The sequence below is a fragment of the Prauserella muralis genome (assembly GCF_003202285.1).
Lineage (GTDB): Bacteria > Actinomycetota > Actinomycetes > Mycobacteriales > Pseudonocardiaceae > Prauserella_B > Prauserella_B muralis.
The window spans coordinates 2,049,644-2,061,468 of record NZ_MASW01000001.1 but is presented as its reverse complement, the minus strand read 5'-3'; the positions used below and the strand labels follow the sequence as shown (position 1 = coordinate 2,061,468).

The following is an 11,825-nucleotide window of genomic DNA, read 5'->3' as shown; positions in this document are numbered from 1 at the left end:
CGGGCGCCCCGCAAGGGACGCCCACCTCGGTGGCGCGCGCGTTCAGTCGCCCGCGAGCAGCGTGTCGAGCTTGGCGTAGCTGTCGTGGACCCCGGCCTCCATGCCGCTGGCGATGATGCCGTCGCGCGCCTCCAGGGAGTCGAAGACGCTCAGCGAGCTCACCCTGGTGCGGCCGTCACCGAGGTCGGTGAACGTGATCGTCTCCAGCGAGACGCCGTCCGGGAACCCCTCGTAGGAGAAGGTCTGCACCAGCCGCTCGTTCGGCCGCAGCTCGTGGAAGGAGCCGAAGAAGCCGTGGACCTGGCCGTCCTCGGCGGTCTCCAGGTAGCGGTAGCGGCCGCCGGTGCGCGGCTCCCAGGCGTCGAGCCGCAGGGTGCTGCCCGCCATCCCGATCCACCTGACGACCAGCTCGGGGTCGGTCCAGGCGCGGTACACGCGCTCCCGCGGAGCGTCGAAGTCGCGGACGATCCGGATGGTGGGCAGGGCGGGGTCGGCGTCGATGGTGGTCTCGCGCCTGGGGGTCGGGGTCATGATGCGGCTCCTCGTCGTGCCGGGTCGTGGGTGGTGATGTCTGCGCTGTCGCTGTCGTCGTCCATGGCCGCCAGCAGGGCGTCGAGGCGGCGGAACCGCTCCTCGGCCTGCCTGCGGTATCGCTCGATCCATGCGGTCATGAGGTCGAACACCTCCGCTTCGAGGTGACACGGCTTGCGCTGCGCCTGCCGGCGCCGACTGACCAGTCCGGCGTCCTCCAGCACCTTCAGGTGCTTCGAGACGGCCTGCACCGACACCCCGTAGGGCTTGGCGAGCTCCCCCAGCGTCGCGTCGCCGTCCGCCAGCCGGGCCACGATGTCGCGCCGGGTGGGGTCGGCCAGCGCCGAGAACACCCGGGACAGCTGGTCGTCGGCCACCGTGCACCTCCGCTTCTTTCTTAAACCGATCGGTTGAGTAAGAGGCTCGCCCGCGAAGCGCGGCTTTGTCAACCATCCGGTTTAAGACGGCGCCCGGGAGCGGACACGAAAAAGGCCCCTTCCCGGCTCTCGCGGGAAGGGGCCTTTTCGATCTCGGTGGAGGTGCCGGGAATCGAACCCGGGTCCTCTGTCGCCTTTCCAGGGCTTCTCCGTGCGCAGTTCGCTGTGCCTCTACTCGGCCCCACCGGTCACGCGAACAAGCCGGTGTGACGGGCCCAGCCACTGTGTGTTTCCCAACCGGTCCCCGTGGCCGGGACCGGCGGTAAGCCTCCTAGCTGATGCCGGCAGACCGGGTCGGAGGCTCACCCGGGCCGACAGACTCGCACTCGCTCAGGCGGCGAGGGCGAAGTCAGCGCGACTGTTAGTCTTGGCGCTTATATTTAGTTGCCACGACGCTTTCGGTGGTCGTTGCCTGCACCGGCACGCTTCCCCTGGATCAACGTCCAGAGTCGAGACCGTTCACCCCCTTGGGACCAACTCGTGTGGTTGCTCGTACCAGGATAACGCCGGTGGCAACCACATCATTCCCCGCCCAGGGGGTGGGGCTGCCCCTACCCTGGCAACGCCGGTGAGCATGATGGTTCCCGCAGGTCAGCAGACGGATGCTGGTATCCGATGACGAAAGAGAGGACACCAGCCATGACTGCGGCCCCCAGCGGCGCCGACCTCGACCGGACCCGCCCGGGATTCGGTGGCGCGCTCGCCTACCTCCTGCTCAACCTTCCCGTGGGCATCGCCGGGTTCGTCTTCCTGGTGACCCTCGGTTCGGTCGGCATCTCGACGGCCGTCATCTGGGTCGGGGTACCCGTCGCGGCGCTGGCGGTGCTCACCGCGCGGGGCGCCGCGCGGCTCGAGCGGGCCCGCGTCTACGCCCTGCTCGACAGCCACATCCCGCTGCCCTACCGCTCGCTGCCGGAGGGCGGCCAGCGGGCGCGCTGGATGGCACGTCTGCGCGACGCGGCGACCTGGCGCGACATCACCTACTTCCTGCTGCTGTTCCCGATCGGCGTCGCGCAGTTCGTCGTCGTGGTGACGGCGTGGTCGGTGTCGCTCGGGCTGGCCGGGCTGCCGCTGTTCTACCGCTACCTGCCCGAGGGCGCCTACTTCTTCCCCTCCTACGACCTGCGCTGGATCACCGTCGACTCCGAACTCTCCGCGCTGCCGTGGTCGGCGCTCGGCGTGCTGTTCATCGCCGTCTCGGTAGCGCTCACCCGAGGCCTCGCCGCCGGGCACGTCCGGTTCGCACGGGCCCTGCTGGGCCCCACCGCGAAGCGGGTCCGCGAGTCCGAGGGTTCGCTGACGTGGACCTCGCCGATGAGCCCGGTGGCAGGATGACCGGCAGCACCGTGACGGAGGAAGCGACCATGACGACCAGCGAGGCGACGCCAGGCCGGCAGTGGCCCAGCGCCCCGAGGTCGATCGCCTTCATGGTGGCGAGCTTCCCGCTGCGGCTGGTGCAGTTCGTGCTCATCGTGGTGCTCGGCGCGGTTGGCGTCGCGACCACCGTGATCTGGGTCGGCATTCCCCTCCTGCTCTGCGCCACCTCGCTGACCCGGGGCTTCGGCGACCTGGAGCGGCGGTGGGTGCGCTCCACGCTGCGGGTGGAGCTGCCCGAGGTGGAGCGGCTGCCCACCGAGGGACCATGGCTGCGCCGGTGGTTCACCCGCCTCACCGACCCGACGACGTGGCGCGACCTGGGCTACCTGATGCTGGCGTTTCCGATCGGCGTCGTCGAGTTCGCGGTGGGCCTGGTGGGCATCGTGCTGCTGCCCATCGCGATCTGGGTGACGCCGGGCATCGGCTACCTGCACGGCAGGCTCGCGGTGGCCCTGCTCGGCCCGCCGAAGGCCAAGCGCCTGGAGGCACGCGCCTCCCGGCTGCAGGCGTCGCGGGCGCGGGGCGTCGACGCCGCCGAGGCGGAGCGCAGGCGCATCGAGCGTGACCTGCACGACGGCGCCCAGCAACGACTGCTGTCGGTGGCCATGAACCTCGGGCGGGCCAAGACGAAGGTCGACAGCGACCCGGAGGCCCTGCGTGCACTGATCGCCGAGGCCCACAGCGACGCGAAGCTGGCGGTGTCCGAGTTGCGCGACCTCGCGCGCGGCATCTACCCGGCGGTGCTCGCCGACCGGGGCCTGGACGCGGCGCTGTCGGCGCAGGCGGCCAAGTCGCCGATCCACGTCGACGTGGAGGTGGACGTCGATCCGAGGCCGCCCGCGGCGGTGGAGACGACGGCGTACTTCATCGTCGGAGAGACACTCGCCAACGTCGCGAAGCACTCCGGGGCCACGGCGGCGGCGGTGAAGGTGTGGCGCGCCGAGGACACCGTCGTGGTCGAGGTGACGGACAACGGGCGCGGTGGTGCGCAGATGCGGCCAGGGGGTGGCCTCGCCGGGCTGGCCGACCGGGCTGCCACGATTGACGGCGTCATCTCCGTCGTCAGCCCACCCGGCGGTCCCACGGTGATCCGAGCGGACCTGCCATGCTCGTGGTGAGCTGCGTTCTCACCACTGGGGAGCATGGATGCGTGTGGTCATCGCCGAGGATGCCGTGCTGCTGCGGGCAGGCGTGCAGCGGTTGCTGGCCGATGAGGGAATCGAGACGGTCGCGGCCGTCGGCAGCGGCGACGAGTTGCTCGGCGTGGTCGAGCAGCACCGCCCTGACCTGGCCATCGTGGACGTGCGCATGCCGCCGACGTTCACCGACGAGGGCCTGCGCGCGGCCCTGCGCGCGCGGGAGGCGGTCAAGGACCTGCCGGTGCTGGTGCTCTCGCAGTACGTCGAGGAGACCTACGCGGTGGAACTGCTGTCCGCGGGCGCGGGCGGCGTGGGTTACCTGTTGAAGGAGCGGGTGGCGGATGTCGCGGAGTTCCTGGACGCGGTGCGCCGGGTCGCCGGGGGCGGCACGGCCATCGACCCGGAGGTGATCGCGCAGCTCATGGCACGCGGCAGGAAGAACCCGCTGGACTCGCTGACGGCGCGCGAGTCCGAGGTGCTGGGCCTGATGGCGCAGGGGCTGTCCAACACGGCGATCGCCGCCACCCTCGTCGTCTCCCACGGCGCGGTGGAGAAGCACATCGGCAACATCTTCGCCAAGCTCGGCCTCGAAGCCAGCTCCGAGGAACACCGCCGCGTGCGCGCCGTGCTCACCTACCTCGGCCGCTGACCCCGGCACCCGCACGCCCCCCACACATACACACACAGAAGTGGGAGCAAGGGACCTTTACTCCCACAAAACGAGAGTAAATGTCCCTTGCTCCCACTTCGGCAGGGCGCTCAGCGGGCCCAGGGTGGGTCGATGGTGGTGTCGCCGACGGTGCCCCGGATGCCCTTCGAGGTGCACACCGTGAGCCGGGCGGGCACGGGGCCCGGGTTGTGCACCCGCAGCGGCGTGTGCGGTGCGGCGATGGCCGCGTCGCCAGGTTCCAGCTCGTGCACCACGCCCCCGACCTCGACGACCGCCCGCCCCTCGTGCAGCACGAACACCTCCTCCCGGTCGACCGTGTGCGGCTCGCTGCGCGCCTCCGGTCGCACCTCCAGCGACCACACGGCCAGCTCGGCCGAGCCCCGGCTGGGCACGGCCAGCGGCCGGAACACGAAGCCGTCCCTGGTGAACGTCGGCGCCTGCGCCAGCGTCACGAGCGTCATGCGCATCTCCCGAACTAGTCAACCAGCTTTACCAAGGCTACGGTAAAGCGCCCTGACCACCTAGTCAAGAGAGTTGACCATCTCATGGCCGGCGACCTTCCCGCCCTGCTCGCGACAAGCTTCCGGGCCGTCATGGACCGCGTCCACGACCAGCTCGCCGCGGACGGTTTCGCCGACGTCCGGCCCGCGCACGGGTTCGTCTTCCAGTACCTGTCCCTGCGCGGGGGCGCCACCGCCGTCGAGATCGGCGAACACCTCGGCATCACGAAACAGGCCGCCGTCCAGCTCGTCGACGAACTCGACCGCCGGGGCTACGTCGAGCGCCGTCCCCATCCGTCCGACGGCCGCAGCCGCGTCGTCACGCTCGCTCCGCGCGGCTGGGCGTGTGTCCACCGCGTGGTGGAACTGTGGGCCGGCCTCGAGCGGCAGTGGGAAGACCTGCTCGGCACCGAGCGCCTCGCTCAGCTCCGCGACGACCTCGGCAGGCTCATCAGCGCCACCTCCGGCGGCCGCCCCGTGCCGCTGCGTCCCCTCTGGTAGGGCGGGCCCCACCAGCGACAGGGCGAAAACTCGACGGCGAAGACGGCAGCCTGCACGGCTGTGTTCGGCGGGCGCTGTGACCAGGCTTGATGCCATGACACCCAGCCAGCTCAGCCCGCCGGTCACCCGCGACCGCTTCCTCGACCTCGTCCGCGCCGTCGCCATCCTCGCCGTGGTGGCGCAGCACTGGACCATGCCGGTGCTCGACTTCGCCGACGGGCGCATCACCACGGGAAACGCCCTGACCACGCCCGGCTGGTGGATCGTCACCTGGCTCTCGCAGGTGATGCCCCTGGTGTTCTTCGCGGGCGGCGCCGCCAACCTGATGTCGCTGCGCCGCGCGTCCTCGTCCCGGGACTGGCTCGCCACCCGCCTGCGCAGGCTGCTGCTGCCCGCGCTGCCACTGCTCGCCGTATGGCTGCTCGTGCCCAGGCTCCTCACCGACCTCGGCGTGCCACCACAACCGGTCGCCGTCGCGGGCGCCATCGCCGCCCAGCTGCTCTGGTTCCTGGCCGTGTACCTGCTCACCGTGCTCGCGGCACCGCTGATGGCCGCCGCGCACCGGCGCTTCGGCGTGCGAGTGCCGCTGGCGCTGGCCTGCGCGGCCGCACTCGTGGACATCGCCCGGTTCGAGGGCCTGGGCGTGCTCGGCTACGCCAACGCGGTGTTCGTGTGGCTGGCGGTGCACCAGCTGGGCTTCTACTACGCCGACGGCACGCTGCGCAGGCTGTCCCGGCGGGCCGCGCTCGGGCTGTCCGCCGCGGGCTTCGCCTGCACGGCGCTCCTGGTCGCCGCCGGTCCCTACGCCGCCAGCATGATCGGCATGCCCGGCGCGGAGGTGTCGAACATGAGCCCGCCCACCCTGTGCCTGATCAGCCTGGCCGTCGGCCAGATCAGCCTGGTCCTCGCCGCCCGGCCGGCGCTCGAGGCGTTCGCGGGCAGGCCCGCCGTGCGGGGTGTGCTCGGCTGGGCCGGGCCGCGGTTCATGAGCATCTACCTGTGGCACATGCCCGCGCTCGTCGTGGTCTCCGGCGTCACCGTGCTGGCCCTCGACTACGCCACGCCCGTGCCCGGCACCCTGCTGTGGCTGGCGGCGCTGCCCGCGTGGCTGACGCTGACCGGCCTGGTGCTCACCGGCCTGCTGCGGCTCTTCGGCCGGTTCGAGGCAAGGTCGTGGCCGGCCGCCGACGCGGTGCCCACCTGGCAGCTCGTCGCCGCGGGCCTGCTCGGCTCCACCGGGCTGCTCGGGCTGGCCGCCACGGGGTTCGCAGCCAGCCCTTCCGGCTGGGCCGTCCTGGTCGGCGGCGCCTTCCTGCTCACGGGCAAGACGGTCACCGTCCGCCGCCGGGTCGCCGCCGAAGCGGCCTAGAGGTCGAGCAGCTTCGCGGGCGTGTCGTGCAGGACGGAACGCAGGAACGGCTCTCCCAGCCGGTCCTCCGCCTCCGCCCAGGCCGCGACCGCCCGCAGCTGCGTGGCGTAGGGGTACGGGATGTTCGGGAAGTCGGTGCCCAGCAGCACCCGGTCGGCGACCGGAACGAGCCGCCGCGGCCAGTCCGGGGGCAGCGGCATCAGCTTCTCCGTGAACGGCACGCCGACCATGGTGGTGTCCAGGTACACCCGCGGGTAGGCGGCCATCAGCTCCAGTGCACGCTCGTACTCGGGCATCGCGGCATGCGCCAGCACGGCCGCCAGGCGCGGATGCCGCGCGAGCACCTCGGCGAACACGTCCAGCCCGGTGTGTTCGCCCCGCAACGGACCGTGTCCACAGTGGATCACCACGGGCACCCCGGCGTCCGCCAGCGCGCCCCACACCGGGTCGAGCAGCCCGTCCCTGGGGTCGTAGGCGCCCACCTGGACGTGGGCCTTGAAGCACCGGGCCCCCGCCCGCAGGGCGGCGTCCACATAAGACGCGGCCGAGGGTTCGGGATAGAAGGTGGCAGTGGGTACGGCGTCCGGCTCCCGCGCGGCGAACTCCAGTGCCCATTCGGACAGCCACTGCGCCATCCCGGGCTTGTGCGGATACACCAGCGGGGCGAACCGGCGTACGCCGAACGACCGCAGCGCGGCCAGCCGTTCGGGCTCGGGCAGGCGGTAGTGCACGGGCCACGGGGTGCCGTAGTGCTCACCGGCGTTGTCGAAGTAGGCCCACACCTTCGCCATGACCCGCTCGGGCAGGAAGTGCACGTGGATGTCGACCAGCCCGGGCAGTCCCAGCTCCCGTGCCCAGGCCTGGATGTCGGCGTCGGACGCCGGCCCCGCGCTCACCGGCGGTACTTGCCCTTCACGGCACGGCCCATCGCCCTGGCGACCTCGCGCTCGGCGTCGCGCTTGGCGAGGGCCTGCCGCTTGTCGTAGGCCTTCTTGCCCTTGGCCAGCGCCAGCTCGACCTTGACCTTGCCGTCCTTGAAGTACAGCGACAGCGGCACCAGGCTGACGCCGCCCTCCTTGGTCTTGCCGATCAGCTTCTCGATCTCGCCGCGGTGCAGCAGCAGCTTGCGGGTGCGGCGCGGGGTGTGGTTGGTCCAGGTGCCCCGCGCGTACTCCGGGATGTGCAGGCCGCGCAGGAACACCTCGCCGTCGTCGACCGTGGCGAAGGCGTCGGCGAGCGAGGCCTTGCCGTCACGCAGGCTCTTCACCTCGGTGCCCACGAGAACGACACCCGCCTCGTAGGTGTCGAGGATCGAGTAGTCGTGCCGCGCACGACGGTTCGAGGCGATCACCTTGCGCCCGACTTCCTTGGCCATGATTCGACTGTAACCGCTAGTGGCGGACGTAGAGCCGCAGTGTCACGTACCCGGTGACCGCCGAGATCACCACCGACACACCGAGCAGGATCGGCGCCACCACGACGAGCACTTCGAAGAACTCGATCTGCGGGACGATGCCACCTGTCGCCGCCATGGCGCGGTCGAGCGCGAGGAACTTGAGCGCGGTCACCCCGCCGATACCGACGACGGCGCCGAGCACGCCGGCCACCACGGCCTCCAGCAGGAACGGTAACTGCGTGTACCACCGCGTCGCGCCGACCAGCCGCATGATGCCGACCTCGGTTCGTCGCGTGTACGCCGAGACCTGGATGGTGTTGGCGATCAGCAGCACGGCCGCGAGTGCGGTGAAGAGGGCGACGACGAACATGACGTTGCGGCCGGCGTTGAGGAAGCTGAAGAACCGGTCGAGGAACTTGTTCTGGTCGTCGATCTTGGCCACCCCGGCCTGGCCGCTGTACTCCTGCAGGATCACCTCGCTGCGGGCCGGGTCGAACAGCTTCACGTGCAGCGAGGCGGGCAGGGCCTGCGGCCGCGCGAGCTCCACGAGCTCGGGCTGGCCCTCGAAGATGCGCTTGAACCGCTCGTAGGCCTCGTCCCTGTTCTCGTACACCACGGACTCGACGGCCTGGTTGCTCTCCAGCGACTGGCGGATCGAGGCGCAGGGCTCGCCCGTGCAGTCCTTGTCGTTCGCGCTGATGTCCTCAGTGAGATACACGGTGACCTCGACGTCGTCGAGGTAGTTGACCTTCATCTTGTCGATCGTGCGGACGAAGAGCAGGCCAACACCGAGCATGCCCAGTGAGATGGCGGTGGTCAGGATCATCGCGATGGTCATCGTGACGTTCCGGCGGAGACCGGTGACGACCTCGCTGAACACGAAGCTGGCGCGCATCGGAGGACAGAGTTCCTTGGGTCGGGGGCTACGGGGGCGGGTGCCGGTCGCTGCGGGGGATCAGCGGCCGACGCCGTACACGCCGCGTTTGTCGTCGCGGATCACCCTGCCGAGGTGAAGCTCGACGACGCGGCGGCGCATGGAGTCGACGATCGAGTGGTCGTGGGTGGCCATCAGCACCGTGGTTCCGGTGCGGTTGATGCGTTCCAGCAGGAGCATGATGTCCTGGCTGGTGTCGGGGTCCAGGTTTCCGGTGGGCTCGTCGGCCAGCAGCACCAGCGGCCGGTTGACGAACGCGCGGGCGATCGCGACGCGCTGCTGCTCACCACCGGAGAGCTCGTTCGGCATGCGGTCGGCCTTGCCGTCGAGCCCCACGAGCTCGAGCACCTCGGGCACGACCTTGTCGATCGTGCGCTTGGGCTTGCCGATCACCTCGAGCGCGAAGGCCACGTTCTCGGCGACCGTCTTGTTGGCCAGCAGCCGGAAGTCCTGGAACACGCAACCGATGGTCTGGCGCAGGCGGGGGATCTTACGCCGGGGCATCTTGGCCACGTCGAAGTTCGACACCATCACCCGACCCCTGCTGGGCACCTCCTCCCGCAGCAGCAGCCGGAGAAAGGTCGACTTCCCGGACCCGGAGGGTCCAATGAGGAAGACGAACTCACCCTTGTCCACGTCGACCGAGACGCCCTCGAGCGCGGGGCGTGTCGAGGTCTTGTAGACCTTGGAGACAGAATCGAGCCGGATCACGGTGCGCCATACTACTCACGACGCCCGTTAAGCCCAGGTTGCCCGGGCAAACGTCACCTCTCCCAGGTCAGGCTGCCGCCGTCTCCTGCTGCTTGCGCCAGCGGATACCGGCCTCGAGGAAGCCGTCGATCTCGCCATCGAGCACAGCCGACGGGTTGCCCGTCTCGTGCTCGGTCCGCAGGTCCTTCACCAGCTGATACGGGTGCAGCACGTAGGAGCGCATCTGGTTGCCCCAGCTGGAGCCGCCGTCGCGCAGCGCGTCCATCTCGGCACGCTCCTCCTCCTTCTTGCGCTGCAGCAGCTTCGCCTGGAGGACCTTCATCGCCGCCGCCTTGTTCTGCAACTGCGACTTCTCGTTCTGGCAGGAGACCACGATCCCCGTGGGCAGGTGGGTGATGCGCACCGCCGAGTCCGTGGTGTTCACGCTCTGTCCACCAGGGCCTGACGAACGGTACACATCGACGCGGATGTCCTTCTCGGGAACGTCGACGTGGTCGACCTCCTCGACCTCCGGCAGCACCTCGACGTGCGCGAACGACGTCTGCCTGCGGCTCTGGTTGTCGAACGGCGAGATGCGCACGAGCCGGTGGGTGCCCTGCTCCACGGAGAGCGTGCCGTAGACGTAGGGCGCGCTGACCTTGAAGGTGGCGGAGCGGATGCCCGCCTCCTCGGCGTAGGAGATGTCGTAGACGTCGGTCGGGTAGCCATGCCGCTCGGCCCAGCGCAGGTACATGCGCAGCAGCATCTCGGCCCAGTCGGCCGCGTCGACGCCGCCCGCCTCCGAGCGGATGGTCACGACGGCGTTGCGCGCGTCGTACTCGCCGGAGAGCAGCGTGCGCACCTCGAGGGTGTCGATCTCCGTGCGCAGCTGTGCGAGTTCGCTCTCGGCCTCGGCCTTGCTCGCCGCGTCGCCCTCGGCCTGGGCGAGTTCGTGCAGCACGCCGAGGTCGTCGAGGCGCTGGCGCAGGTCGGTGACCTTGCGCACGTCGGCCTGCTTGTACGAGAGCTGGCTGGTGACCTTCTGCGCGGCGGCCGGGTCGTCCCAGAGGTCGGGCCGGGCGGCCTCCTCCTCCAGCTCCGCGACCTCTCTGCGCAGGGCGTCGATATCCATCACGGATTCGACCTGCGACAGCTTGCCGGCGAGGTCCTTCAGGACAGCTTCGAACTCAACACTCACAACCCACAAGGTTACGGCAAATCGTGCGGCCGCTCGCAGCGGCCGCACGTATCTGCCGTACTCAGTCGGAAAGGGCATCCACGAGCTTGAGCGCGGCCCTGGCGTGCGCCACGCCGAACTCCGCGACCGCCTTCGCGAGGGGGTCGGGAGCGGCCTTGACGGCGGCCTTGGCCTCGTCGAGCTCCTGGCTGTAGGTGGCTCGGGCCGACTCGAAGAGCGTCGCCCGCTGCTTCTGCGTGAGCACGCCCGCGTGGACGACGCGCAGAATCAACGGGCTACGGAGGTGGTCGGGACCATAATCGCTGGTCAGCCACCCCTTGAACGCCTTCTTACCGGCGGCGGTGATCAGATACTGCTGGCTGGAGCGCGGCCCCTGCTTGCCAAGCCGCACGTAGCCCTCCCGGTGCAGGGCGGGGAGCTCCCGGTACACCTGGCTCCTCGTGACGCTGAAGAACGTGCCGAACCGTTCCTCCGCGCCCGCGACGAGCTCGCCACCCGTGGCAGGGCCGTCGTGCAGCAGGCCGAGCAGTGCTGCGGCGGTTGCGTTCAAATCGGACACGCTACTACCGTGCCACGTTCTCGCTTCTGTGTCCACTGTGGTCTAGGATTCCGTCCACTGTGGAACCCCTGTATCAGAGAGCGCACCCGCCTCTGAGCACGGAAAAGGCCCGGATCGAGACTCGATCCGGGCCTTTTCGAACGTGGTAGCGGGGACAGGATTCGAACCTGCGACCTCTGGGTTATGAGCCCAGCGAGCTACCGAACTGCTCCACCCCGCGTCGTTGTGTCTACAACTCTAACACCCGCCCGAACGGCCCACCCACAGGGGCCCCCGAAGGCCTACCCACGAGGTCCCGAAAGCCCACCTACAAGGTCCCGAAGGTCTACCTACGGGGGGTCCAGGGGGAAGCCCCTCCTGGCGGGGGTCTGGGGGTTCGACCCCCAGGACAATGCGAAAGATGCCGAGGTCCGCGCATTCCGCGGACACTCGGCACCCAGCATCTGTAGCGGGGACAGGATTCGAACCTGCGACCTCTGGGTTATGAGCCCAGCGAGCTACCGAACTGCTCCACCCCGCGTCGG

Annotated in this window: 14 protein-coding genes, 2 tRNA genes and 1 other RNA gene; 5 read left to right on the top strand and 12 right to left on the bottom strand. The window is 69.9% G+C overall.

What is annotated here, in order from left to right; translation table 11 throughout:
- Positions 1-42: 42 nt before the first annotated feature.
- From BAY60_RS10925 to ssrA, 3 genes are all read right to left on the bottom strand, one after another.
- On the bottom strand, positions 43-531 hold the full coding sequence (locus tag BAY60_RS10925) for an SRPBCC family protein (RefSeq protein WP_112280598.1): 489 nt from the start codon (positions 529-531) through the stop codon (positions 43-45).
- The gene (locus BAY60_RS10920) at positions 528-908 is read right to left on the bottom strand and encodes an ArsR/SmtB family transcription factor (RefSeq protein WP_112280597.1); all 381 of its coding nucleotides are present in this window, start codon (positions 906-908) and stop codon (positions 528-530) included. The genes BAY60_RS10925 and BAY60_RS10920 overlap by 4 nt, the downstream gene beginning before the upstream one ends.
- A gap of 154 nt (positions 909-1,062) precedes the next feature.
- Positions 1,063-1,435: a transfer-messenger RNA gene (gene ssrA / locus BAY60_RS10915) on the bottom strand.
- 172 nt (positions 1,436-1,607) lie between these two features.
- Here ssrA and BAY60_RS10910 point away from each other — a divergent pair.
- From BAY60_RS10910 to BAY60_RS10900, 3 genes are read left to right on the top strand one after another with little or no spacing between them, the layout of a single operon-like run.
- Positions 1,608-2,303, top strand: coding sequence for a sensor domain-containing protein (locus BAY60_RS10910; protein WP_112280596.1), 696 nt, complete (start codon positions 1,608-1,610; stop codon positions 2,301-2,303).
- 29 nt (positions 2,304-2,332) lie between these two features.
- Positions 2,333-3,463, top strand: a complete 1,131-nt coding sequence (locus tag BAY60_RS10905; RefSeq protein WP_245992397.1) for a sensor histidine kinase — start codon at positions 2,333-2,335, stop codon at positions 3,461-3,463.
- Between the two features lie 28 nt (positions 3,464-3,491).
- A complete protein-coding gene (locus BAY60_RS10900; protein ID WP_112280595.1) occupies positions 3,492-4,133 on the top strand; it encodes a response regulator transcription factor in 642 nt (213 codons plus the stop codon).
- 110 nt (positions 4,134-4,243) lie between these two features.
- Here BAY60_RS10900 and BAY60_RS10895 read toward each other — a convergent pair whose 3' ends face one another.
- A complete protein-coding gene (locus BAY60_RS10895; RefSeq protein WP_112280594.1) occupies positions 4,244-4,615 on the bottom strand; it encodes a cupin domain-containing protein in 372 nt (123 codons plus the stop codon).
- An 84-nt stretch (positions 4,616-4,699) separates the two neighbouring features.
- Between BAY60_RS10895 and BAY60_RS10890 the strand changes: the two genes are divergently transcribed.
- Both BAY60_RS10890 and BAY60_RS10885 read left to right on the top strand, forming a co-directional pair.
- The gene (locus BAY60_RS10890) at positions 4,700-5,155 is read left to right on the top strand and encodes a MarR family winged helix-turn-helix transcriptional regulator (protein WP_112280593.1); all 456 of its coding nucleotides are present in this window, start codon (positions 4,700-4,702) and stop codon (positions 5,153-5,155) included.
- A gap of 94 nt (positions 5,156-5,249) precedes the next feature.
- Positions 5,250-6,524, top strand: a complete 1,275-nt coding sequence (locus tag BAY60_RS10885) for an acyltransferase family protein (RefSeq protein WP_112280592.1) — start codon at positions 5,250-5,252, stop codon at positions 6,522-6,524.
- On the opposite strand, the gene BAY60_RS10880 is transcribed toward BAY60_RS10885, so the two are convergent.
- From BAY60_RS10880 to BAY60_RS10845, 8 genes are all read right to left on the bottom strand, one after another.
- On the bottom strand, positions 6,521-7,420 hold the full coding sequence (locus BAY60_RS10880) for an amidohydrolase family protein (RefSeq protein ID WP_112280591.1): 900 nt from the start codon (positions 7,418-7,420) through the stop codon (positions 6,521-6,523). The two genes, BAY60_RS10885 and BAY60_RS10880, sit on opposite strands and share 4 nt — an antisense overlap.
- Positions 7,417-7,899, bottom strand: a complete 483-nt coding sequence (gene smpB / locus BAY60_RS10875; RefSeq protein WP_112280590.1) for an SsrA-binding protein SmpB — start codon at positions 7,897-7,899, stop codon at positions 7,417-7,419. The genes BAY60_RS10880 and smpB overlap by 4 nt, the downstream gene beginning before the upstream one ends.
- A 16-nt stretch (positions 7,900-7,915) precedes the next feature.
- On the bottom strand, positions 7,916-8,815 hold the full coding sequence (ftsX, locus tag BAY60_RS10870; protein WP_112280589.1) for a permease-like cell division protein FtsX: 900 nt from the start codon (positions 8,813-8,815) through the stop codon (positions 7,916-7,918).
- A gap of 60 nt (positions 8,816-8,875) precedes the next feature.
- Positions 8,876-9,565: a cell division ATP-binding protein FtsE gene (ftsE, locus tag BAY60_RS10865; protein ID WP_112280588.1), complete on the bottom strand. Its 690-nt coding sequence runs from the start codon at positions 9,563-9,565 to the stop codon at positions 8,876-8,878.
- Between the two features lie 67 nt (positions 9,566-9,632).
- Complete coding sequence (prfB, locus tag BAY60_RS10860; RefSeq protein ID WP_112280587.1) at positions 9,633-10,742, bottom strand: peptide chain release factor 2; 1,110 nt, start codon at positions 10,740-10,742, stop codon at positions 9,633-9,635.
- A 61-nt stretch (positions 10,743-10,803) separates the two neighbouring features.
- Positions 10,804-11,301, bottom strand: coding sequence for a PadR family transcriptional regulator (locus BAY60_RS10855; RefSeq protein ID WP_112280586.1), 498 nt, complete (start codon positions 11,299-11,301; stop codon positions 10,804-10,806).
- 143 nt (positions 11,302-11,444) lie between these two features.
- Positions 11,445-11,521, bottom strand: a tRNA-Met gene (locus BAY60_RS10850).
- 226 nt (positions 11,522-11,747) lie between these two features.
- Positions 11,748-11,821: transfer RNA gene (locus tag BAY60_RS10845), tRNA-Met, on the bottom strand.
- Positions 11,822-11,825: the final 4 nt, after the last annotated feature.